Origin of the sequence: Flavobacterium gossypii (assembly GCF_014138495.1) — a bacterium.
GTDB lineage: Bacteria > Bacteroidota > Bacteroidia > Flavobacteriales > Flavobacteriaceae > Flavobacterium > Flavobacterium endophyticum.
The window spans coordinates 2,080,634-2,105,090 of record NZ_JACJIS010000001.1; the positions used below are offsets into that span (position 1 = coordinate 2,080,634).

At 37.2% G+C, this 24,457-nt stretch carries 18 protein-coding genes; 7 read left to right on the forward strand and 11 right to left on the reverse strand.

What is annotated here, in order from left to right:
- Nucleotides 1-2: 2 nt before the first annotated feature.
- From GGR22_RS09405 to surE, 4 genes are all read right to left on the reverse strand, one after another.
- A complete protein-coding gene (locus tag GGR22_RS09405) occupies nucleotides 3-2,033 on the reverse strand; it encodes a ComEC/Rec2 family competence protein (protein ID WP_182493411.1) in 2,031 nt (676 codons plus the stop codon).
- 36 nt (nucleotides 2,034-2,069) lie between these two features.
- Nucleotides 2,070-2,735, reverse strand: a complete 666-nt coding sequence (locus GGR22_RS09410) for a C40 family peptidase (protein WP_182493412.1) — start codon at nucleotides 2,733-2,735, stop codon at nucleotides 2,070-2,072.
- Between the two features lie 293 nt (nucleotides 2,736-3,028).
- Nucleotides 3,029-4,144, reverse strand: a complete 1,116-nt coding sequence (lpxB, locus tag GGR22_RS09415) for a lipid-A-disaccharide synthase (RefSeq protein WP_121376074.1) — start codon at nucleotides 4,142-4,144, stop codon at nucleotides 3,029-3,031.
- A 28-nt stretch (nucleotides 4,145-4,172) separates the two neighbouring features.
- Nucleotides 4,173-4,955, reverse strand: coding sequence for a 5'/3'-nucleotidase SurE (gene surE, locus GGR22_RS09420; protein ID WP_182493413.1), 783 nt, complete (start codon nucleotides 4,953-4,955; stop codon nucleotides 4,173-4,175).
- A 273-nt stretch (nucleotides 4,956-5,228) separates the two neighbouring features.
- Here surE and GGR22_RS09425 point away from each other — a divergent pair, with 273 nt between their 5' ends.
- From GGR22_RS09425 to GGR22_RS09445, 5 genes are all read left to right on the forward strand, one after another.
- On the forward strand, nucleotides 5,229-7,469 hold the full coding sequence (locus GGR22_RS09425; RefSeq protein ID WP_121376076.1) for a carboxy terminal-processing peptidase: 2,241 nt from the start codon (nucleotides 5,229-5,231) through the stop codon (nucleotides 7,467-7,469).
- A gap of 19 nt (nucleotides 7,470-7,488) precedes the next feature.
- Nucleotides 7,489-8,595: an ABC transporter permease gene (locus GGR22_RS09430; RefSeq protein ID WP_182493414.1), complete on the forward strand. Its 1,107-nt coding sequence runs from the start codon at nucleotides 7,489-7,491 to the stop codon at nucleotides 8,593-8,595.
- Between the two features lie 90 nt (nucleotides 8,596-8,685).
- Entirely contained in the window at nucleotides 8,686-11,325 is a 2,640-nt protein-coding gene (locus tag GGR22_RS09435) for a gliding motility-associated C-terminal domain-containing protein (RefSeq protein ID WP_182493415.1), read from the forward strand.
- A gap of 25 nt (nucleotides 11,326-11,350) precedes the next feature.
- A complete protein-coding gene (locus GGR22_RS09440) occupies nucleotides 11,351-12,286 on the forward strand; it encodes a PorP/SprF family type IX secretion system membrane protein (RefSeq protein WP_182493416.1) in 936 nt (311 codons plus the stop codon).
- Nucleotides 12,287-12,296: 10 nt separating this feature from the next.
- Nucleotides 12,297-14,333, forward strand: coding sequence for an OmpA family protein (locus tag GGR22_RS09445; RefSeq protein ID WP_182493417.1), 2,037 nt, complete (start codon nucleotides 12,297-12,299; stop codon nucleotides 14,331-14,333).
- 35 nt (nucleotides 14,334-14,368) lie between these two features.
- Here the strand turns inward: GGR22_RS09445 and GGR22_RS09450 are convergent, their stop codons facing one another.
- A complete protein-coding gene (locus GGR22_RS09450) occupies nucleotides 14,369-14,890 on the reverse strand; it encodes a hypothetical protein (RefSeq protein ID WP_182493418.1) in 522 nt (173 codons plus the stop codon).
- Between the two features lie 98 nt (nucleotides 14,891-14,988).
- Between GGR22_RS09450 and GGR22_RS09455 the strand changes: the two genes are divergently transcribed.
- Nucleotides 14,989-15,825, forward strand: coding sequence for a DNA/RNA non-specific endonuclease (locus GGR22_RS09455; protein ID WP_182493419.1), 837 nt, complete (start codon nucleotides 14,989-14,991; stop codon nucleotides 15,823-15,825).
- A gap of 4 nt (nucleotides 15,826-15,829) precedes the next feature.
- On the opposite strand, the gene rodA is transcribed toward GGR22_RS09455, so the two are convergent.
- Genes rodA through purH form a run of 6 tightly spaced genes read right to left on the reverse strand, consistent with a single transcriptional unit; the run spans nucleotide 15,830 to nucleotide 22,897 of the window.
- Entirely contained in the window at nucleotides 15,830-17,083 is a 1,254-nt protein-coding gene (gene rodA / locus GGR22_RS09460) for a rod shape-determining protein RodA (protein ID WP_121376082.1), read from the reverse strand.
- A 4-nt stretch (nucleotides 17,084-17,087) separates the two neighbouring features.
- Nucleotides 17,088-18,944: a penicillin-binding protein 2 gene (gene mrdA, locus GGR22_RS09465; RefSeq protein ID WP_121376083.1), complete on the reverse strand. Its 1,857-nt coding sequence runs from the start codon at nucleotides 18,942-18,944 to the stop codon at nucleotides 17,088-17,090.
- Nucleotides 18,941-19,450: a rod shape-determining protein MreD gene (locus tag GGR22_RS09470; RefSeq protein ID WP_182493420.1), complete on the reverse strand. Its 510-nt coding sequence runs from the start codon at nucleotides 19,448-19,450 to the stop codon at nucleotides 18,941-18,943. The genes mrdA and GGR22_RS09470 overlap by 4 nt, the downstream gene beginning before the upstream one ends.
- Entirely contained in the window at nucleotides 19,443-20,273 is an 831-nt protein-coding gene (mreC, locus tag GGR22_RS09475; protein WP_121376085.1) for a rod shape-determining protein MreC, read from the reverse strand. Before mreC ends, GGR22_RS09470 begins: the two co-directional genes overlap by 8 nt.
- A gap of 11 nt (nucleotides 20,274-20,284) precedes the next feature.
- Nucleotides 20,285-21,313: a rod shape-determining protein gene (locus GGR22_RS09480; protein ID WP_056072239.1), complete on the reverse strand. Its 1,029-nt coding sequence runs from the start codon at nucleotides 21,311-21,313 to the stop codon at nucleotides 20,285-20,287.
- Nucleotides 21,314-21,370: 57 nt separating this feature from the next.
- Nucleotides 21,371-22,897 (reverse strand): bifunctional phosphoribosylaminoimidazolecarboxamide formyltransferase/IMP cyclohydrolase, encoded by a 1,527-nt coding sequence (gene purH / locus GGR22_RS09485; protein WP_182493421.1) that lies wholly within the window; start codon nucleotides 22,895-22,897, stop codon nucleotides 21,371-21,373.
- Between the two features lie 274 nt (nucleotides 22,898-23,171).
- On the opposite strand from purH, the gene GGR22_RS09490 reads away from it, so the two are divergent.
- On the forward strand, nucleotides 23,172-24,422 hold the full coding sequence (locus GGR22_RS09490) for an ABC transporter permease (RefSeq protein ID WP_182493422.1): 1,251 nt from the start codon (nucleotides 23,172-23,174) through the stop codon (nucleotides 24,420-24,422).
- The last annotated feature ends 35 nt before the right edge of the window (nucleotides 24,423-24,457 follow it).

Sequence of the window (24,457 nt, forward strand, 5' to 3'; positions counted from 1 at the left end):
ATCTATTTAGATAAGCTATAGAATCCCTTTTCAACAGTTGCGTGAAAAGGGATTTTTTCTTTTTCACAAGTTGCTTTCCATCTCTGAGTATCCGTTCTGTAATTTGAGGCATCTGCAATAATCATTTTTGGCCTAGATTCCTGAAGGATTCTTTCAAGGTTTATTTTGGGTGACTGTGTCATGATTACGATATCAGGATCTAAGCCTTTTGGAAAAACTCCAAGACTGTCAACAATTAAAATCCTGTTTTTATTAAAATAGGCTAGATTTTGTATTCTTTCTGTCTTGCTGATATGACTGAAATTCCCAACTAGATAAGGTCTGATAATAAAATTTAGATTCGCTTCAGATAAATTGCCATTCGTATAAACAACTATATTTTCTCCATTTCTTTCTGCAAGAATTGTATTCCTTTTTGAATTAAACACAATTAATTCTTCTTGACTTTGGTTGAAGTACTTATTTCCAAAATAAGCCAGCTGTAATAAAATTAAACTGCTTAGAGCAAAAGATAATCTCTGAAAATTAGGTTGTTTTACCCAAAGCACAAAGGCCAATATAAGCACATAACAAGCCACTAACATTTGCCAGCTAAAAGAAATATCTTGGAATATAAAAGATTCAAAAGAGGCTACCCAATTGATGATTTTGTTTAGTAGTGAGATGCTCCATTCTAAACTCTTAGCAAGAAAAGTCGGAACAATATCAAAAAAGGCCCATACTAGTACAAAAACGCCCAAAGCCAGAATAAAGCCGAGCAACGGAAGCACCAATAAATTCGTTATAAAGAACAATCCCGGAAATTGATGGAAATAATAAGTACTTAATGGGAAAGTTCCGATCTGCGCGGCGAATGAAACCGTCAGGATGTCCCAGAAATATTTTAAGATCCAAGTTTTAGGTTGCCACACAGAAGCGAACAAAGGCTGCATCCATACGATAAAAAATAAGGCGCAATAGCTAAGCTGGAAGCCAATGTCGAAAATAAAGGAAGGCTCAAAGAGCAGAATAAACAGCATCGACACAATTAGTGTATGGAAGATGTTTGTTTTTCTACGAGCATATTTTCCGACAGCGACAAAACTGAACATTACTACGGAACGCGTAACAGAAGGAGAAAACCCAGCGATTATCGCGAAAGCCCACAAAAAGGATAGAAGTATTGCAATTTTTATAAAATTACCCCATCTGTTTTTTGGCAATCCGCCCAAAAGAAATCCGATGAAAATCATGATGCAGCCTACATGGAGTCCGGAAACGGATAAAATGTGCACAGCACCTGCAAGCTGGTAATCTTTCAGCAATTCAGGAGAAATGTCCTGTTGCTGTCCTAAGATCAAGGCTATGACAACATTGAGTTCTTCATTTTTAAATCCAGAACTTTTAAGGTTTTTGATGATAGTGTTTCGAAATTCAGAGGCGTAATACCAAATGTTTTTATCAATCTTTTGGCTTACTTTGATCTCTGAAACATTCGCATATAGCTGCCCATAAATTGATTTGTTGGCTAGATATTTCCTATAATCAAATTGGTTGGGATTGCTTGGCGCTCGGGGTTCCGATATCGTGCCGTACACATAAAGTCTGGAACCAATAGTAAAATCTTGTTTTAGCCCTTTTTTACTTATACTCAACAAGATTTTTCCTTTGGCATTAGAAGTATCTATAGAACAAACCATAGCAACATAACGTTTATTAGAAGCATTGCTTCTTAATTTCTCATGAAGGACAACTTCTACATGATGGTTGTACTCGTCAATTTTGTGGCTATAGTGATTTTTGGAAAATCGTTCGTTGTGAATAGCTTGTGTTGAGATGCCTATGCTGAAAAATACCACATAAGCCGCTATTCCAAAATAGATTTTTTGCAGGAAATCTTTCTTGGAGAAATAATAGGCTATTCCAAAAATAATCAAGGAAGTGCCACAAAATAGTAAAGAAAATTTTGGGCTTGGTTCAATATAAAATGCGGCGAGTACTCCTAGAATAAACCAAATGGCAATTCTAGCTAACGGGAATTTCAGTATTTTCATAAAAACGAAAATACGAAAAATTAACAAAAAATGTAATTATTGTTGGATAATTCTGTTAACCTGAGCAAATGTTCTTTTGTAGTACGGCTCATTTGTTGAAGAAACAACAACGCCTTTGCTGGTAGAAGAATGGATGAACTTTATCTCATCGCCTATTTTTTCAATGACAACTCCAACATGATTGATTACTCTTCTTCCATTAGTTCGGAAGAAAATTAGATCACCCTTTTTGATGTCGTTGGTATCAACTTTTTCACCAACCAAAGCCATGTCATGTGAGCTTCTAGGTAGTTTTATGTCAAAAAGATTAAAAACGGCAGTAACCATTCCTGAACAATCCATTCCAGCAGTTGTAGTACCGCCTCCGCGATATCTCACGCCTAGGAAATTCATGGCATTGTTAATTAATTGTAAGGAGATATAACTTTCAGTAGGTGTCGAAACAACAAGATCCGGATCTTCTTGTTCAACAATTACAGATTTTTTATTTTTAAGAGGTTTTGTGTTTTTTGAAACTTTTGCCTTTTCGGCAATTACCGGTGCTGGTTTTTCGGCAACGATAGTGTTTTTCTTTTCTGCAGGCTTTTCGTAAACTCCTTTTTTAAGAGCTTCCTTTTTAGTGGTAATAATTTGTGAGTGGCCTAATGTCGATACTAATAAAAGCAGCGGTAAGAACAGAAATAAGATTTTTTTTGCAGACATATTTTATTTTTTATTTTTCAGCAAAAACAAAGACTTAGGGGCGTATTTGCTTTAGATTTATTAATAAAATTCCGTAGAATTACTTGTTTTTCAAATGCTATAGTTTTAAATATAAACGAACAGATGACATGATTATTATATAACAGATTCCAAATATAATGTAAATTCTCTTAAATGGGCAAAAATCTTATCAAGAAATTGTTAGTAACTATTTTGTTGAAAGGATTTATGACTCAAAATTAAGTTTCAATAATCTGATTTTTAGCTTATTATTTTCGTGTGTTAAGTAAGTGTTATTTTTTAAGCTTATCAACAATCAATTGAGCTGTTTTCTCGCTGGCTCCAATGCCTCCCAGCTTTTTTTCTAAAATTTCATAGTCTTGGAGAAGCTTCTCTCTTTGGCTGGTTTCTAAGATTTTATGCAGTTCCTTTTTAATCCTTTTTGGATTGCAGTCGTTCTGAATTAATTCGGTAACAACTTCTTTGTCCATTATCAAATTGACAAGCGATATGTATTTTAATGTGATGATTCGTTTGGCTATCTGGTAAGAAATCCAATTTCCTTTATAACAAACTACTTCAGGAACTTTAAACAAAGCTGTTTCTAAAGTAGCAGTTCCAGAAGTCACAAGAGCTGCAGAAGAAATGCTCAGCAGATCGTAAGTCCTGTTCGAAATAAAATGTACGTTCTTGTTCTTCAAAAATTGCTCATAAAAAGAATATTCTTGGCTTGGAGCACCCGCAATTACAAACTGATATGCTGGAAAATCTTTAGCTACAGCAAGCATTTCCGATAGCATTTTAGCAATTTCTTGTTTTCGGCTGCCCGGCAAAAGTGCAATTATCGGTTTTTCATCTAGGCTAAACTCTTTTCTGAATGATTCTTCATCCACATGTTTTCTGTTGTGTATGGCATCAATCAAGGGATGGCCGACAAATGCTACAGGGAAATTATGTTTCTTCTCGTAAAAATCTTTTTCAAAAGGAAGAATGACATACATGAAATCAACATCTCGCTTTATTGCTTTGATACGATTTTCTTTCCAGGCCCAGATTTGAGGAGAGATATAATAGTGAGTCGGGATTCCGATTTCTTTTGCCCATTTGGCAATTCGCATATTGAATCCGGGGTAATCAATAAAAATGATAGCGTCGGGCTTAAATTCGGAAATGTCGGCTTTGCATCGTTTTATGTTGTTCAGAATCGTTTTTAGATTCATGACAACTTCTGCAAATCCCATAAAGGCCAAATCACGATAGTGTTTTACTAAGGTTCCGCCCGCTTGCTGCATGAGATCGCCTCCCCAAAAACGAATTTCAGCTTGTGGGTCTTTTTTAAAAATGGCTTTCATCAAATTAGAACCGTGAAGGTCGCCCGATGCTTCTCCTGCAATAATGTAGTATTTCATATCTTGAACAATTTAAAACTGAACTGAATCAATTTTTGTCGTTTAATTTCCATGTGTTTAATGTCTGTATGGCATGGTGGGCTGTCAGGTCAAATTGTACAGGTACTAAAGAAATATAGCCGTGTTTTAAGGCCCATTCGTCGGTATCTTCGCCATTGTCTTGATTGATAAATTTTCCAGTTAGCCAGTAGTAATCACGTCCCATCGGAGAAGTTCTTTTGTCGAATTTTTCCGCCCACATCGCTTTTGCTTGTCTGCAGACTTTTATTCCTTTTATTTCTTTTTCCTGCAATTTTGGGAAATTTACATTTAGGATGACACCTTCTGGAAGACCGTTTTCTAAAACTTCTAAGGCAATCTTCTTGATGAACTTTTTGGTAGGCTCAAAATCAGCATTCCAGTCATAATCAAGTAGCGAAAAACCAATAGCAGGGATTCCTTCAATTCCAGCTTCAACAGCGGCGCTCATGGTTCCAGAATAAATTACGTTGATAGAAGAATTAGAGCCGTGGTTGATACCCGAAACGCAAAGGTCTGGCTTTCTTTTCAAGACTTCATTTACGGCAAACTTTACGCAGTCTACTGGAGTTCCGGAACACGAATATTCAATATCGACATCATTTCCGACTGTTATCTTATTGAGATATAAAGTATTGTTGATTGTGATGGCATGGCCTGTAGCAGATTGCGGGCTATCAGGAGCAACCACAACCACTTCGCCAATTTCTTTCATTACGCTGATCAAGGTACGGATTCCTGGAGCAGAAATTCCATCGTCATTGGTAACTAAAATTAAAGGTTTCTTTCCCATTTTAAAGTTTTTGCCTGATTGTTTGTCTTGAAAATAAAGACTTTGTTGTTTTTTATGATGTAAAATTCGGACATGAAAATGACCTTCGTCGATTACAAAAATAACCTTTTTTAAAGTTTCTCAATGTTACAAAATTATATAACTTTGAAACTTGTAGAAATAGCCCTTCTGCAATGATTTAGACTTTTGACCCATCCAAATCATCTTTAACAAAAAATTATGCGGTTTAAAAAATCGTGGCATAATTTTTTCAGTAATTTAGAACAAAATTTGATGAATGCTATAATGGAGTTTATGAAAAGAAATTATAAGATATTATTGGTTGTAGTTGCACTTTCTGCAGCCTTATGGAGTTTCGTTCCAAGAGAAGTAAAAAATGACCCTGAAAAAGACAAGCTGCTTCTGGAGCTTTTGACATTTGTTATTGAGCGTGGCCATTATGATCCGGCAAAAATTGATGATACTTTTTCAAAAGGAGTTTACAAAGATTATTTGGAAGCAATTGATCCTTCAAAAAGATTTTTCCTTCAGTCGGATATTGACGAGTTCTCAAAATATGAGACAAAACTTGACGACCAGATTTTAGGCCGAGATTTGTCGTTTTTTGACTTGACGTATAATCGTCTGCTTCAAAGAATCGACGAAAGCAAAAAATATTATAAAGATATTTTATCAAAACCTTTTGATTATAAAAAGGATGAGACTTTCAATACCGATTACGAAGAACATTCTTATGCAAAGAATTCTAGTGAGTTGAGAGAAAGATGGTACAAGCAGATCAAGCTTTCTACTTTGTCTTCTCTTACAAATAAGCTAGAAATTCAAGAAGGTAAAAAAGCTTCTGACACTGACGAATTTTCAGATTTGACAGAAAAAGAAAAAGCGGATAAAGAGAAAAAACAAAAAGAAGAGAAGAAGGAAATCGAGAAAAAACCTTTTGATGTTCTTGAAAAAGAAACCAGAGAAAGCCAGCTGAAATCATTAGATGAATATTTTGGATTCATCAAAGACTTGGATAGAGACGATTGGTTTTCGGTTTATATCAATTCGATTGCTACACGATTTGACCCACATACTTCCTATTTCGCCCCAGACGACAAAGAGCGTTTTGACGTTAGCATGAGCGGAAAATTAGAAGGTATTGGAGCGCGTCTTCAAAAGAAAAATGATTTTACTGAAATTACAGAATTGATTTCTGGCGGACCGGCTTGGAGAGGAAAACAACTAGAGCCTGGAGACGTAGTCTTGAAAGTGGGACAAGGCGACAAAGAGCCTGTAGATGTGGTAGGAATGAGAATTGACGATGTCGTTAAAAAAATCAAAGGACCAAAAGGGACTGAAGTTAGGCTTACGATAAAGAAAACAGACGGAACGATCAAAGTGATTTCTATCATTAGAGATGAAGTTGAGATTGAAGAAACGTATGCAAAATCAAGCGTTGTAGAAAAAGACGGAAAGAAATACGGAATTATCTATCTGCCAAAATTCTATATCGATTTTGAAAACGAAGATAGCCGCGATGCAGGAAAAGATATTGCCCTTGAAGTCGAAAGACTAAAACAAGCTGGAGTACAAGGAATTGTGATGGATGTCCGCGATAATGGTGGAGGTTCTTTAAAAACAGTTGTTGATATTGCAGGATTGTTTATCGATCAAGGACCGATTGTGCAAATCAAATCTGCAGGCAAGAAAAAAGAAATCCTATACGATAAAGATCCTAAAATTCAATGGGATGGTCCATTGGTAGTGATGGTAAATAGCTTCTCGGCTTCGGCTTCAGAAATATTAGCAGCAGCAATCCAAGATTACAAAAGAGGCGTAATTATAGGAAGCACGCAGACCTATGGTAAAGGAACGGTACAGAATGTTATCGATTTGAATCAGTTTGTGCGAAGCAATTCTATGGGCGACTTAGGAGCTTTAAAAACTACAACACAAAAATTCTATAGAATCAACGGAGGTTCCACCCAATTGAATGGTGTTTCAAGTGATGTTGCTTTGCCAGACCGTTATTCATATATCAAAATGGGCGAACGCGATATTGACAATGCGATGCCTTGGGATAAAATCGATGCGGCTGACTATAAAGTTTGGAACAAACAAAGCAATTTTGATCTAGCTGTAGAAAACAGTAAGAGAAGAATGGAACAAAGCGACCAATTCAAGTTGATTGAAGAAAACGCAAGATGGATCAAAGAAAGACAAGAAGAGAAAAATTTCAGTTTAAATATTGATAAATTCAAGCAAGAACAAGCCTCTCTTGAAGAAAAAGCTAAAAAATACAAAGCCATCACAGATTATAAAAACAGCTTGAAATTCACTTCATTGCCTTACGAAAATGAAATGATCAAGAATGATAATCTGCTAAAGGAAAAAAGAGATCGTTGGCACGAAAGCCTTTCCAAAGATGTTTATGTAGAAGAAGCGTTAAATGTTCTTGACGACTTGCAACCGAAAACAGCGATTAAAGGAACTGTAAATGTTAAAAAGAAAGATAAATTAGTGAAGTCGTAATTGGCTCAAGGATATTTTAATGAGTAGATCCACACAATCATTATCAAGAATAGCGCTCCAGAAGTTCAAAAAGAATTTCTGGGGCGTTTTCAGTTTTGGATTTATTCTACTGCTGATGCTCTTTTCGATATTTGCTTATGTCTTGGCGCCAGATAATTCCGAAAATGCCAATTGGGGCGACCTGACAATCCGCTCAAAAAAACCTGGCTTTGAAGTCAAGATGCTTTCCATTCCCCTAAAAGAAAAGATACAGTCTGGTTTTTGGGATTATTTTTTCGGACACGAACAAAAATTTTCAAAAGAACCAATTTCTAGCTTTATCATAGAAAAGGATAAGATTGTTTATACGCTATATAATGACGATCCAAAAGTCATCATACAAAAAGAAACAACTCTAAAAGATTTTCCAGGATATACTAATCTAGAAGACGTCTCAAAGGAATATATAAAAACTCAAAAATTTTATTTAGGAACCGACAAAGCCGGAAGGGATTACCTAAGCCGTATGCTTGTAGGATCAAGAGTTTCAATTTCTATCGGATTCGTAGCCGTATTCATCTCACTTGTTGTCGGCCTATTTTTTGGCGCCATTGGCGGCTATTATGGAGGAAAAGTAGACGCGTTTGTCATGTGGTTGGTCAATATTATATGGTCAATTCCCACATTGTTGCTTGTTATAGCAATCACTTTAAGTCTTGGGAAAGGCTTCTGGCAGGTTTTTGTAGCCGTTGGCCTTACGATGTGGGTAGAAGTAGCCAGAGTTGTTCGAGGCCAGATTATTTCTGTAAAAGAAATGCAATATGTTACTGCTGCAAAAGCACTAGGATATAATAATTTGAGAATAATAGTCCATCATATTCTTCCAAATATCATAGCGCCGGTTATTGTTATTTCTGCGGCTAATTTTGCTTCGGCGATCCTAGTAGAAAGCGGACTCAGCTTTTTAGGACTTGGGGCGCAACCCCCTGTTCCAAGCTGGGGAGGAATGATAAAAGATTATTATGGCGATATCATTTTAGATAAGCCTTATTTAGCCATGGTTCCAGGAACCGCTATAATGCTGCTTACATTAGCTTTTATGATGATGGGAAATGCACTTCGAGATGCGCTGGATGTTAAGAATTGATTACCATGCCTGCATTTTAACGTTTTTTTAATGTTATTTGGGTCTAGTGAAAAAAAATAATATATTTTTACTACACCTAAACTTAACAATATGAACCTGAAAAATAGTTGCCTTCCCCTAAAGGCTAGATTTTTTCGACTCCTGCTTTTTCTTTTTTTCTTTTTTTCCTATAATTCTATTAATGCTCAATGTGCCGGAGAAGATGCTTCTATAACGATTTGCAATATTCCAGATACGTCCACTCAAAGCATTAATCTTTTTAATCTTCTTGGCGGTACTCCTACAGCAGGCGGTACTTGGACTGATATCCAGCAATCAGGAGGGCTAAATACTTCGACAGGAATTCTTAACGTTTGGGGCGTTAATGAAAGTGACACCTATGTTTTTATATATACTGTAAACGACGCTTCTTGCGCTGATAATGTCGCTACAGTTACAGTGACTATCGGAGGCTATGCGGGAGTTGACAATCCAAATGCTTCTGCTTGTGATGATAACAGCAGCGTAAACTTATTTCAATTCTTAGGAAATTTTCCCAATCCGCAATTAAATGGCTTTTGGACCGATAACAGCGGAAGCGGTGCCTTAAGAAATCATCTTCTAGATGCAACGGTTTCCGGATTAGGAACTTTTTCTTTTACCTATACGATGCCAGCTATCGGATCCTGCCCTGCCGTTTCAGCAACAGTTGACGTAACGGTACATCCAGCTCCAGAGCCCGGTGAAACATCAGATTTGATTCTGTGTGATTCTGATGATATGTCTCCTTATACCAATCTCAATCTGCTAGACTATATTTTCGGACAAGATCCAGGTGGGAAATGGTCTGAATCAGGAACATCAGAACTATCTGGCCCGCAAGATACTTTTATCAATGTCCAAAATATCTATAATACCTTTGGCCCGGGAGAATACGGATTTACTTACACAGTACAGCCTTCGCATCCGGTCTGCAATCCTAAATCTTCAACGGTAAGAATAATCATAGAAGAACAGCTAGATTTCACAGGCTCGACATTAGTAGTAGCATCAGATATCTGCGAGGATGAGATAGGAAGAGCAACTTTTGTGGCAACGCTAACACAAGGGGCAGAAGACATACCTGACGGAAGTTACAATCTGCAGTACCAAATTACCGGTCCGATTCCTTCAGGAAATACGATATTGGTACGATTTATTGATGGTGTTGTGACATTTCCAATTCCGGCTATCTCCTTTCCGCTTGTAGGCGCCTATACTGTCAGTATCGTAAATATCCATGAAACTACAGGTTATAATGCCTGTGACCATATCATAGGGGACATTTCAGATATTTTGAATGTATATCCATTGCCTAAAATTAATGCAGGTACTTTGACGATAGACAATGCCTGCGAAGATTCCGATGTCGAAGTACAGCTTTCAGGAAATACAAACTTAGCAGATGGAACTTATCGCATTACATATAACCTAAACGGAAGCAATTCGGCTACAGCACAGCAAGTCATCATGACCGTCGTTGGAGGAATAGGCACTTTTATTATTCCGTCTAACCTGCTTCCAGCCCAAGGCAACACTACAATTATCATAACTCATATTATAAATCTTCAGACGCTTTGTGAAAATACAGCTTCTTTATCTCAAGGATTTTTGATATTGCCAAAACCAGACGTTGCAAATGTCAGGGTTGTCATCAATGATGTTTGCGAAAACCAGCCTGTCATTGCTACTCTTTCTGGATTTGTAAACCTGTCCAGCGTCCAAATAACGTATTCTTTAAGCGGAGCCAATATTGCTACAGGAACTGCGGTTTTTTCTGTGGTAAGCGGAACAGGAAGCTTTACCATACCAAGTAACCTGGTTTTGAATACGGGAACGACAACTTTTACAGTTTCTGAAATAATCAACACCGAAACGACCTGTGGCGTTTCAAATTTGTCTATTGTCGATAGCTTTGTCATCTACAAGCTTCCAGAAACTCCAACTACGAGCAATAGGGAATTCTGTATCAATGAAAATGCTACAGTAGCAAGCCTTCTTCCTAACGGACCACAATATGCTTGGTATGCAGAAAACGGAACATCGCCATTGAGCAGTACGACTGTTTTGACATCAGGAAATTATTATGTTGCTGTAATTTCTTCTTTTGGATGTGTTTCCCAGAAAGCGCTGGCCGTAGTTACAATAAACGATATTCCAGCACCAACATTGGATGCGGGAGGAGAAAATTTCTGCGGATTGGACTCCCCAGCACCGACTCTTTCTGATTTGGCCGCCAATGTAAACGGCTCAGGAACGATACTTTGGTTTGATGCGTTGCAGAACGGCAACCAGCTTCCAAATTCGCAAGCATTACAAGACGGAATGACTTATTACGGATTTGATTCCTCAACAGCTTCAGGCTGTGTTTCAGAAAATGCCTTGGCTGTCACAGTTTCATTATCAGATTGCGATGGAGAAGAATACGAATTGATGATTCCCGATGGGTTTTCGCCTAATGGAGACGGAACAAACGACACGTTTAATATTCCGAATATCGAATTTTTGTTCCCAAATTTTACCTTAGAAATCTACAACCGTTACGGCAATGTCATGTATAAGGGAAATCGAGATACCCCCGATTGGGATGGAAGAAGTAGTCAGTCAGCAATAATTGATGGCGTTGCTCCAAATGGAGTCTATTTCTATATTGTTAATTTCAATAAGGATAATAAGCCTCCACAACAAGGACGACTTTATTTAAATCGATAATATACTCATCAATAATCTGAACCAGATGAAAAAAATACTACTCCTTATATTTCTTATAAGCTTTTTAAATAAAGTAACAGCACAGCAAGATCCGCAGTATACTCATTATATGTACAATATGAGCGTGGTGAATCCCGCGTATGCAACTGCAACGCCCGAAGTCCTAAATCTAGGAGGACTATACAGAACGCAGTGGGTCGGAGCAGTCGGAGCACCAAAAACATTTACCTTTTTTGCCCATGCTCCCGCCAGCAAGAATGTAGAATTGGGTCTTTCCTTTATTTCTGACGATATTGGAGATGGCGCTAAAAAAGAAAACAACATTTTTGGCGATTTTGCTTATGTCCTGCAGTTGAATGACAAGCACAGACTTTCGTTTGGATTAAAAGCCGGAGTAACTATCTTCGAGACTAATTTTAATGGTTTTGTACTGGAAAGCGGCTCAAATAGCACAGATCCTGCCTTCGATCAAAATATCAATAGTGTTTTTCCAAACCTAGGCGCGGGAGCTTTTTATTTTACAGATAAATATTACATAGGCTTGTCTGCACCAAATCTTTTAGCAACCAAACACCTGGAAGAAAAACAGGGAATCAATAGGTTCGGTTCCGAAAATGTTCATGTTTTCTTTACAGGAGGCTATGTTTTTCAGATAAATCCAAATTTGAAATTAAAGCCGTCATTTATGGCAAAAGGCGTAAAAGGTGCTCCGGGAGTTGTTGATGTTTCAGCGAATGTTTTACTGTACGACAAATTCGAATTCGGACTTTCCTATCGACTGGATGATGCTGTCAGCGGCTTGTTTAATATCAATGTCACGCCAAGCCTACGGGTTGGCTATGCTTATGATTATACCGTAACCAATTTAGGAGATTTCAATTCAGGAACCCATGAAGTGTTTTTGCTGTTTGATATCAACTTTATGAAAAAAGGCTATGACAAATCCCCAAGATTCTTCTAAAATGCAACGTATGAAAAGACTATTACTTATACTCGCTATCATTCTCTGCATTCAGAATAGCAATGCACAGTCGCAAGATTTGAAACGAGCAAACGCTTATTTCGAAAGAACTTTCTATAGCGAGGCCATTCCGCTATATGAAAATATAATCAAAGACGAGCGCACTTATGATATTGTCAAGAATCTGGCAGACTCTTATTATTATACCAACGACCTCAAAAATGCCGAAAAATGGTATCGTTTTCTGCTTAAGAATCATGAAAAAATGGTAGACGAAGAGTTTTATTTTAGATACGTCCATGCCTTAAAAGCGGTTGGAAATTATGATGAAGCAAATGCTCTTTTAAGAAGCAGGGATGCTGAGGTTGCAGAATTTGATAAGCAAGTTGCCGTTTTAGAAAATATTGCGGCATTAGGAAATCGATTTGAAATCAAAAACTTGGCAATTAATACTCAATATTCTGATTTTGGAGCCATAAAAAGAGGAACAGACTTAATTTATGCTTCCCCTAAAAAAGACAGCAAAGTCTACAAATGGAATAACGAAAATTACTTGGATTTATTTAGCATTCCGATTGAGAGTGTCAAAAAAGGCGATTCCATTGCGATTGATTTTTCCAGTTCAGTAAATACGAAAATGCACGAATCAAATGCTGTTTTTACAAAAGATGGCAAAAAGATGTATTTCACCAGAAATAACTTCAACAACGGAAAAAAAGGCAAGGACAAGAAAAAAGTTTCACACCTTCAGATTTTCAGTGCTGATTTTGAAAATGGCGAGTGGAAAAATATAAAAGCATTGCCTTTCAACAGTGATGATTTTTCTACAGAGCACCCTGCCTTGAGCCCCGATGAGAAGACACTTTATTTTGCTTCTGATATGCCCGGAAACTTAGGCTCTTTCGATATTTTTTCTGTAGCTATAAACGAAGGAAGTTTTGGCACGCCGAAAAATCTCGGGCCAAATATAAACACGAAACATAAAGAACAGTTTCCGTTCGTTGCAAAAGATGGAAAACTTTACTTTTCATCTAACGGACATTTGGGTTTTGGATCTTTAGACGTATTTGTAGCGGAAAGCAAAAATGGCGAATTTTCAAAGGCAGTAAATATTGGATTTCCAGTCAATTCTGGGTATGATGATTTTGCCTTTACCATTGACCCCGAAACAAAAGAAGGCTATTTTTCTTCAAACAGGCTAGAAGGAAAGGGTAACGACGATATTTACCAATTTAATGAAACCAAGCCATTGATAATTGAAGACTGCAAGCAGCTCATTTCCGGAATTATCACGGATGAAATTACAAAGCTTCCATTGGCAGAGGTCTTAGTCATCATGCAGGATTCAAATAAAAAAGAAGTTGAAAGAAGAAGTACTGCTGCAGACGGAAAATTTGTCTTTGAAGCGGCTTGTGAAACCAGCTATACGATTCTGGCTTCTAAAGAAAAATACACCGATAATTTTAGAAGCCTAAAGCTATTAAAAGAAAGAAATAAAAATAATGATGCCTCAATGCCTTTAAAATCATTGGCTGTTATCAAACAAGAACAAGAAGAGGCAGTGCAACAGCAGAAAAAAGAGGAAGAAGCTAAAAAAGTAAAGGAAAAACAAATAGCTGAAACCGAAAAAAAGAAACGAGTTGAAAAACTTTTAGCAGACGAAAAAGATGTGGTAAGAGACAAAGACAGATTGCTCATCAAAACAGAGCCTATCTATTTTGATTACGATTTATGGTATATCCGTAAAGAATCAAAACCGATTTTGAACAAGGTAATCGGCCTTATGAAAAAATATCCGGACATGGTGGTTGAAATTGGCTCTCATACAGATGTCCGTGGCAATAACAAATACAATCTCGATTTGTCTGATAAAAGAGCGGCGTCAACCAGAGAATATTTTATTGAGCAAGGAATTCCTGCGAGCAGGATATCTTCTCGCGGTTATGGTGAAACCGTACAAATTGTAAAATGTGTGCCAGAAGAATCGTGCAGTGAAGAACAACATGAGTTGAACCGCCGAAGTGAGTTTGTCATTAAAAATATATAGTATAACAAAAACCGCCAATTGGCGGTTTTTGTTTTTTAGGATCTCACCTTAATTAAGTTGCTTTCCTCGTTTTGAACTTTTAATTCAAGTTCCTGTATTTTGACTTCCTGTTTGCTAATCTTGATATTTTCTTCTTGAATTTCAATAGCTGTGAGTTTGCCTTTGGCTTTCTTTTTATTGAGTTTTGCTTTATTCTTTTCTAAGGATTTTTTTTCATCCACTAGCCTTGATTTTGCTTTAGAAACACTTTTTTCTGCAGAAAGAATTTTGCTTTGTCTTTTTTCAAATGCTTTCTTCTCACGGTCCATTTCTTTTTGAGCCTTTTCGAGCTTGCGTTGCTCTTTTTTGAATTCTGCTGCTTTTTTCTCGGCATCTTTAAGAGCTTTTTTTTCGGCTTTAGCTTTTTCTTCCAATAGTTTCTGTGTTTGGACTGATTGTACGGAAGTGACAATGGATATGGAATCGTTTGTTAGCGTCGAGACTTCTTTGTTTTGTTGTGCGGATACTGCATTAATCCCTGCGAAAAAAATTGAGGTTAAAATAATTTTGGCTTTCATAATTAATTGTAATTTAGTTATGGAATAATTTAATGTTAATAAAAATAATTATAACAAATAACATTCCATTTTTTAAATATTATAACATTTTATTAGAAATGAGTAAAAAAGCCATACTGTATCTTGTATTATCAATAGGTGTTATAATTACCTATTTCTTCAGTAAGAATAAATCTAAAGAAATAATAGAAAAAAAGCCTGCCGATGTTGCTGTTTCTGAAATTAAAAAAGATTCAATTTATAAGGATGTTCAAAATGCGGTCGAAAAATACCTTCCGACATCTACAACTCATCAGCTCGTTACTCATGAAAATTATGTCCTATCTTACAATGAAAAATATGAGCAGGCAGAATGGGTTTTTTATGAAGCCAAGGTTTCAGCTAGCAGAGGTGGTGATTTTAAAAGACCTTATTTTGTTAAAGATCCTAAAGTAAAAACGGGTTCTGCCGATTGGAAAAATTATAGAAAATCAGGTTATGATAAAGGACATCTCTGTCCGGCAGGCGATATGAAATTTTCCAAACAAGCTTTTGAAGATACTTTTTATACTTCGAATATTTCTCCGCAGAAAAAAGATTTCAATGCAGGTGTATGGAATAGGTTGGAACAAAAGGTACGGTATTGGGCAGACAAATATGACGGTATTTATGTCGTAACGGGTGGTATCTTATCCGGTGGACTAAAAACAATCGGAAATGAAAAAGTAGCCGTGCCCAATTATTTTTATAAAGTATTGTTGGATGTTGATAATAGCCATTACAGAATGATTGGCTTTTTAGTGCCACACGAAAACAGCCAGAAGCCGTTATACGAATTTGTAGTTCCCGTTGATGAAATTGAAAAAAAGACAGGCATTGACTTCTTTCCTATTTTGCCGGATTCTGTAGAAGACAAATTAGAAAAAAGCGGCGACTATAAAGCTTGGAGCTTTTAAAAGCCTACCATTCATTCACTTTGTTGGCATCCATCTTGATAAAGATGAATAACAGTATGCTGAAGGCAAAAAGACTCGAGCCTCCATACGAAAAGAAAGGAAGCGGTACCCCTATTGTTGGGAAGAGTCGGATAAGCATTGAGATATTTACAATAAAGTGGGCAAACAAGAATGTAGCAACGCAATAGCCATAAACTCGGCTGAATTTGGTCTTTTGGTTTTCTGCTAGATAAATAATCCGAAGGAAAAGCGATATGAATAAGGCAATAACTACAATGGCTCCTACAAAGCCCCATTCTTCACCAACTGTCGTAAAGATGTAATCGGTATGCTGTTCAGGAACGAAGCCTCCTTTGGTTTGTGTGCCTTCGAGAAAGCCTTTTCCGAACCAACCGCCCGAACCAATCGCAATCATGGATTGATTCAAGTTATATCCTTCGTTTTTTAAATCGACATTCTCTCCAAATAATACATTAATCCTATCTTTCTGATGGGCTTCTAGGACATTGTCATAGACGAAGTCTACAGAATACGTAAATCCAGCGATTAGGACAAAAATCACGGCTGAAGCAATAGGGTTTCGATTAATTCTTTTCGATAGCAAAAACTGAATCGAAATAATGGCGAATGCTATAATCAACACAAAATGTGGTTCAATAAGCAATGCCATAAAAAACAAGAGAATGGCAGAAAAGCCAGTCCATAAATACCAAGAAGGCAATCCTTCGCGATATAGAACAAAAATCAAGGCCACAAAAATCATTGCAGTTCCTGTATCATGTACTAGAATCAGCAACAATGGGACCCCCATGATTACAAAAGCCTTTAGTTGGTCATTGAAATTCTTTAAGTTGACTTGGACGTCACTCAGATATTTTGCTAAAAGCAGCGCTGTTGAGGTTTTGACGAATTCAGAAGGTTGCAAAGTAAAGCCACCAATGCTGTACCAATTGGTCTGTCCTTTGATGGTCTTTCCAAACACGAAGAGCCCTAGCAAGGATACTAGGCCGATAATATAAAAGACGAAGGCATACTTTTCATAAATCTTGGCATCAACCGTAAGCACTACTAAAACCAGTGGAATCGTGAGGCAGATAAAAAGAATCTGTTTTCCGTAAATCTGATCGATGTCAAAAATTGAAGTTTCTTCAAGAGGCAGAGAAGCAGAATAAATATTCAGCCAGCCCATTATTACCAAAATGATAAATAGGAGAATTGTAATCCAGTCGATATTATTTGTTACGCTTTGGTTTTTCATAATATCATTGATTTATTTTGAATGGCTGTCCGCTCGTTACTTTCGCGTATTCGCTTTGTAGGCTTCCTTCTAACATTCTTTTTTCCAAATCTGTTCGGGTAATTTTGCCTCGAAGATATTTCTCGATCATTAAGCTGGCAATTGGTCCAGCCCAACGAGCACCCCAATATCCATTTTCAATAAAAACGGCAATTGCTATTTTTGGATTGTCCTTTGGTGCAAAAGCAACAAAGATGGAGTGATCCTGCAATTGTGTTCGCACGCCATTAATTTTTGTAAAGTTTTCTGCCGTTCCAGTCTTACCACAAATATCGATTCCTTCGACTTTAAGCGATCGTGCAGTTCCTTCGTTATATACTCCGAAAAGACCTTCAATTACAGGCTTAAAATACTGCTTGTCAACTGTAGTAACATGTTTCGTTGTATATTTTTTATCAATTGTATGGCTTTTTATTTTTTTGATGATATGAGGCGTATAATAATAACCTTCATTTGCAACAGCCGCCATCATATTTGCTAATTGGATTGGCGTTGTCGAAACTTCGCCTTGGCCGATTGAATTTGAAATAATAGTTGTGCTTCTCCAGCCACCATTCGGATACCATCTTGTATAATACCTTGAATCTGGAATGTGTCCTTTTCTTCCTGCCGGAAGATCGTAGCCCATAAAATTTCCTAATCCGAAACTTTTCAAGTGATTGCTCCAGGCATCAACTCCGTAGCCAGGCTTCGGATATTTATCGATCGTTCTCTTGAATACGTTGGCAAAATAGGTATTGCAAGAATGCGCGATTCCTGTATGAAGATTATTGTCTCCAGAATCGTGGCATTTCATAAAAGCACCGCGACCATACGAAAAACCATGACTGCAATGAAAAGTAGTGTTTTCGTCGATAACTTCTTCCTGAAGGCCAATCAGTCCTGTCATGATTTTAAATGGCGAACCAGGAGGGTATTCTGCCAAAAGCCCTCTGTCAAACAAGGGCATTGCCAAGGTATCTTTACTTAGTTTGGTATAATTTTTTGAACGGTCTCTTCCTACCAAAATAGCCGGATCATAAGACGGAGCAGATACTAGTGCCAAGATTTCGCCAGTTTTTGGCTCCAGCGCAACAATACCACCTCGTTTGTTGATCATCAAAGCTTCGCCATATTTCTGCAGTTCGATATCCAAAGAAAGCGTCACATCTTCACCTTGAATGGCAATCGTGTCGTAAATGCCTTCTTTGTAAGAACCGATATCCCTGTTAAAACGGTCTTTTTGGATATACTTTACGCCTTTGGTTCCGCGAAGGAATTCTTCGTATACTTCTTCAACGCCTTGTTTTCCAATCAAGTCACCGCTTTTGTAGTAAGGATTTTTTTTGATAATGGCATCGTTTACTTGTGCGATATACCCGAAAACATTGGCAGCGGCATTGACCTGATAGTCCCTGAGCGAACGTTTTTGGATATAAAATCCTTGATATTTCCTGATTTTTTCTTGAAAGCCAGCGTATTCTTTTTTGTTCAGTTGAGGTAAGAATACAGAAGGAAGCCTCGGACTATAGACTGTCGCCTTTTCTATTTTGGTTCTATATTCTTCTTCTGTAATTTTTAAAAGCTTGCAAAATTCTGGAACATCGATTTCCTTAACGTCTTTTGGAATAACCATGACATCATACGATGGCTGGTTGGCAACCAAAAGCACGCCATTTCGGTCAAACATATAACCGCGTTCAGGATAATCGTATTTTATCTTGATGGCGTTATTGTCAGACTTTTTGATGAAAGAGTCGTCGATAATTTGAAGATAAAAAAGCCTGGCCACAATTAAAATTGCAGACACAATTATTAAAGAGGGAAGAAGAATTTTTCTCATCTTTTGGTGTTAGGCTTAAATATATAGATAATTACGATACAAAGTATGAGGGTGAAAATCGAGCTGAAAAGTGTTCTTAGCAAAATGTTGAATATAAAACTCAACTTGAATATTTCGAGTAAGAACAATATGATATGATGTGTGAATACTGAAATCAAGAGGAATGAAAATCGTTCCGGAGTCAGCTTATCATTGATTTTTACGGTTTGGTATTCATAACTTACTCCAAAAGAAAATTTGAAAAAAGTTGGTCTTACGTGAGCCAAGATAACACAGGCCGTGGCATGTACCCCTCCAGAATCACAAAACATGTCCATTATAATTCCTAAAAGAAAGCTGGCTAAAAGCAGTCCGGATCTATTACCATTTACAGGATAAAGAATGATAAACAAGATGTAAGGATACGGATTTACATAGCCCCAGAAATCGATTTCATTAAAAATCAATACCTGTGCGGCAAGCAAAAGTACAAATCGAGCGATATTTAATAATAAGGTGCTATTCATTTTCTGCTTCCGTTTTAGCCTCTAATTCCTCAATTTCTTTTCGCTCATAGTTTTCAAGGACATATACGTGGCCAAGATTGGTCATGTCGTTGAATAATCTTACGTTCAATGTAAAATAATTCGTTTCCTTGTCGGTATAAATTTTGTCGATTACACCGATATTTATATTTGGTGGAAAGGTCACAGATTCGTTTCCTGTAACAATCGTATCTCCTTTTCGAACATTTGCTAATCTAGGTACGTCAATCAGCTGGACAAAGCCCGTGCTTTTTCCATCCCAGCGTAAAGTACCAAAATGGTTGGATTTTTTTATGCGGGCATTGATTTCTGATTTGATATTCAGGATGCTGATTACGGTAGCGTAGTTCTTTGAAGTATGTTCAACGATTCCGATAATCCCAAGGCTATTGACAACGCCCATATCAGGTTTAATACCGGCTTTGCTTCCAGCATCTAATGTCAGGTAATTTTCTTTTACGTTATAGGAATTTTTGGTAACCTTTGCTTGGATGATATTGATTTTTCCATAACCTTTCAAGCTATCTCTGACTACAATTCCAGTTGAATCTTTTGCATTGAAAAGCATTTTTTTAAGAATAGCATTCTCTTTTGCAAGTTGTTCGTTCTGGGTTTTTAAATTCAGATATTCTTGAACGTTATGAATTCTTTCATAGACACCACCACTAATAAAATTGGCAGAGGTCACAGCTTTGCTTCGGTGGTAGGAGTGGGACTGAATCGTAAGCACTAACGAAATGCCCAAAAGCAGCAAAAACAGCAACTTGTTGCTGTTTTTAAATATAAAATTAAATATTTGCTGCATGAACTATGCTGTTATTTTATTAATATGCTTCTGAATTTTGGTATGTTTTTAAGTGCCATTCCCGTTCCTCGAACTACAGCTCTCAAAGGATCTTCGGCAATATAAACCGGCAGGTCAGTTTTTTGTGAAATTCGTTTGTCTAATCCTCTCAGCATCGAACCTCCTCCTGCTAGATAAATCCCTGTATTGTAAATATCGGCTGCTAATTCTGGAGGAGTTTGAGATAAAGTTTCCATTACAGCATCTTCAATTCTTTGGATGGACTTGTCTAAGGCTTTTGCTATTTCTCTGAAAGAAACTTCGACTTGTTTCGGTTTTCCGGTCAACAAATCTCGACCTTGAACCGACATGTCGTCTGGTGGACTTTCTAAGTCTTCAATCGCGGCACCGATTTCAATTTTTATTTTTTCAGCAGTACTTTCTCCAACGAAAAGGTTATGCTGCGTTCTCATATAATAAACGATGTCATTTGTGAAAACATCACCTGCAATTTTGACTGATTTATCGCAGACAATTCCTCCAAGAGCAATAACTGCAATTTCGGTAGTTCCACCACCGATATCTACAATCATATTTCCTTTTGGTTGCATGATGTCAACTCCAATACCGATAGCAGCAGCCATTGGTTCATGGATCAAATAGACTTCTTTCCCGTTAACGCGTTCTGCGGATTCTTTTACCGCTCTCATCTCCACTTCTGTAATTCCAGACGGAATACAGATGACCATTCTCAAAGCTGGTGTAAACAATCTTTTCTTTAAAGCAGGAATGCTTTTTATAAACATGCTGATCATCTTTTCGGATGCGTCAAAATCAGCAATTACCCCGTCTTTCAGTGGCCTTATCGTCTTTATGTTTTCATGGGTTTTACCTTGCATCATGCTCGCTTCCTTACCAACAGCAATGATCTTGCCGGATACTCTGTCGCGAGCTACAATTGATGGACTGTCAATCACAACTTTGTCGTTGTGAATAATCAGGGTGTTAGCGGTACCAAGGTCTATCGCGATATCCTCAGTCATGAAATCAAAAAATCCCATAAGTAGTTTTAGGGTTTAAAAATGTTTATAAAATTTTAACATGCAAAGTTACGTAAATTAATGTTTGAAATGACGAGTTCCTGTAAATACCATTGCAACTTTATTTTCGTTGCAGTAATTGATACTCAATTCATCTTTTATTGAACCTCCTGGCTGAATTACGGCAGTAATTCCGGCATGATGAGCGATTTCCACACAATCTGGGAATGGGAAAAAAGCATCACTTGCCATTACGGCACCTTTCAAATCAAAATTAAAACTGTTCGCTTTTTCTATAGCTTGTTTTAAAGCATCTACGCGAGACGTCTGTCCGGTTCCTGATGCGATAAGCTGTCTGTTTTTTGCAAATACAATTGTATTCGACTTTGTGTTCTTGCAGATTTTTGATGCAAATAACAAATCTTCAATTTCCTCTGAAGATGGGGGAGTTGTAGTAACGGTCTTTAAGTGTTCTTTATTGTCCGTCACATTGTTTTTATCTTGAACCAATAATCCATTCAAACAAGTACGAACTTGTTTTTGAGGTAACTCCACTTCATTTTGTACTAAAATAATCCTGTTTTTCTTTTCAGAAAGTATTTCGATAGCAGACTCGTCGTAGCTTGGAGCGATTACAACCTCGCAGAAAAGCTGGTTGATTTCTCTTGCCGTGTCTGCATCAATTTTTCCGTTAGCAATTAAAACACCTCCAAAAGCAGAAGTCGGGTCACCAGCCAAAGCATCTAGATATGCCTCTCTCATGGTGCTTCTTGTAGCCAGTCCGCAAGCATTATTGTGCTTTAAGATAGCAAAAGTAGGCTCATTGTTTTTGAATTCTAATATCAAGTTAACTGCTGCGTCGACATCCAAAAGATTGTTGTATGACAATTCTTTTCCGTGAAGTTTTTTAAACATAGCGTCAAAATCTCCAAAGAAGAATCCTTTTTGGTGTGGGTTTTCGCCATAACGTAAAACCTGTCCGTTTGGCACGCTTTCTTTGTAAAAAGTGTCGTCGGTATTGAAATAATTAAAAATAGCTGTGTCATAATGAGACGAAACATGGAAGGCTTTGGTTGCAAAAAGCTTTCGGTCTTCTAATGTCAATTCGCCATTTTGTTTTGTAATCAATTCTAAGAAATCGGCATATTGATCTACAGAAGCCACAATCACCGTGTCTTTGAAATTTTTTGCAGCAGCACGGATCAAAGAAATACCGCCAATATCGATTTTTTCGATAATATCAGCTTCGGATGCTCCTGAAGCAACTGTTTTTTCAAACGGATACAAGTCAACAATTACCAAATCAATCTGCGGAATCTCGAATTCTTCCATCTGCTGAACATCGCCTTCGTGATCTTGACGGTTTAAGATGCCACCGAAAATTTTTGGATGCAAAGTTTTTACTCTTCCTCCAAGGATTGACGGATAGGAAGTTACGTCTTCAACAGGAACTACAGGAATTCCTAAAGCCTTGATGAAATCTTCTGTTCCTCCAGTAGAATAAAAAGTTACGTTTTGCTCGTGTAATTTTCTCACGATTGGCTCCAATCCGTCTTTTGAAAAGACTGAAATTAAGGCCGATTTGATAGTTTTTGAAGTACTCATTGTGTAGTTGTGTTTAAAGGTGCAAAAGTAGTTATTGTAACTTTAACTGTAAAACAATAAAGCCATGTTTTTTAGGTTTTTTTCAAGATTTATTTAGAGTGTGAGTTTAGGCATTTTTAGCTGCTGATTTTGCTGTCAAATAAGATTGTAGCAAAATATTTTGCAAGAGATAAGCTTAGTTTTTTGAAGTTTTCCTCTTTCTAAATAAATCTGGAAGTTTTTTAGGAAATTGTATTAAAATTACTGAATTTTACGGGAACACAAATTCTGCTCTATGGTTGTTTATTTGCGCTTGCTGCGAGAAAGTTTTGGCTTTGCCTTGAATGCCTTGCGTAATAATAAATTGCGTACCATTCTTTCGCTTCTTGGCGTAACCATTGGAATTTTCTCCATTATTGCTGTGTTGACAGCCGTTGATTCTTTGGATAGGAAGATTAAGAGCGATATGAGTACGCTTGATAAAAATACGATGTATCTGAAACGTTTTTCTTTTGGACCTTCAGAAGTGCCGCGTTGGAAAAGAGAGCAATATCCTGATGTTACTTACGATGAATTCCAATACCTGAAAAATTCAGTAAATGGAATGGATAAGTCTACGTATCAGTTATTTACCAAACGCGAGATTATCAAATACGAAACAAAGGTCGTCAGCGATGTAAACGTCGTGCCTGCTACTTATGAGTTTGTTGAAATACAGCCTCAAAAAATTAAAGAAGGACGTTTTTTTAATGAATCGGAGTCAAATTCAGGAACTGCGGTTGTTATCATAGGGTATGAAATTGCCAACAGTTTGTTTGGAAATACAGATCCGATTGGCAAGAAACTCAGGTTGTACGGACAACGCTTCACGGTTATTGGTGTTTTAGAAAAACAAGGCCAGGGAATGTTTGGTGAAAGCAATGATACTTCGGCATTTATTCCGGTCAATTTCTTGAGAAATAAATTTGGAGATCATAATGATTCCATGACGCCAATTATCGTCATCAAACCTGATGCGGGAATTGATATTGATGCATTTAAAGGTGAAATCATTCAGAAATTACGCAACAAGCGAGGCTTGAAAGTAGGACAAGACGATAATTTTTTTATAGACGTTTTATCTGGATTTACAGATTTGATTGACGGAATTGTCGGAACAATGAACCTAATAGGTTGGGCGATAAGCTTTTTCTCTCTTTTAGTTGGAGGATTCGGTGTTGCCAACATTATGTTTGTGTCTGTAAAAGAACGTACCAATTTAATCGGAATTCAAAAATCACTTGGCGCTAAAAATAGATTTATTTTATTGCAATTTTTATTTGAAGCAATAATCTTATGCCTTATCGGCGGCTTGATTGGATTGCTTCTGGTGTGGGGAATCGCTGCTGCCCTGACAAGCATGCTCGAATTTGAGTTTGTCTTGGGCTTTGGGAATATTGTGTTAGGCACGAGCTTAGCGGCTTTTATCGGACTCATATCAGGAATCCTGCCGGCTATTTCTGCTTCTCGATTGGATCCTGTTGAAGCGATTCGAACAGGAATGTAAGAATGAAATATTTTGATATAAAAAAATCCCGATAA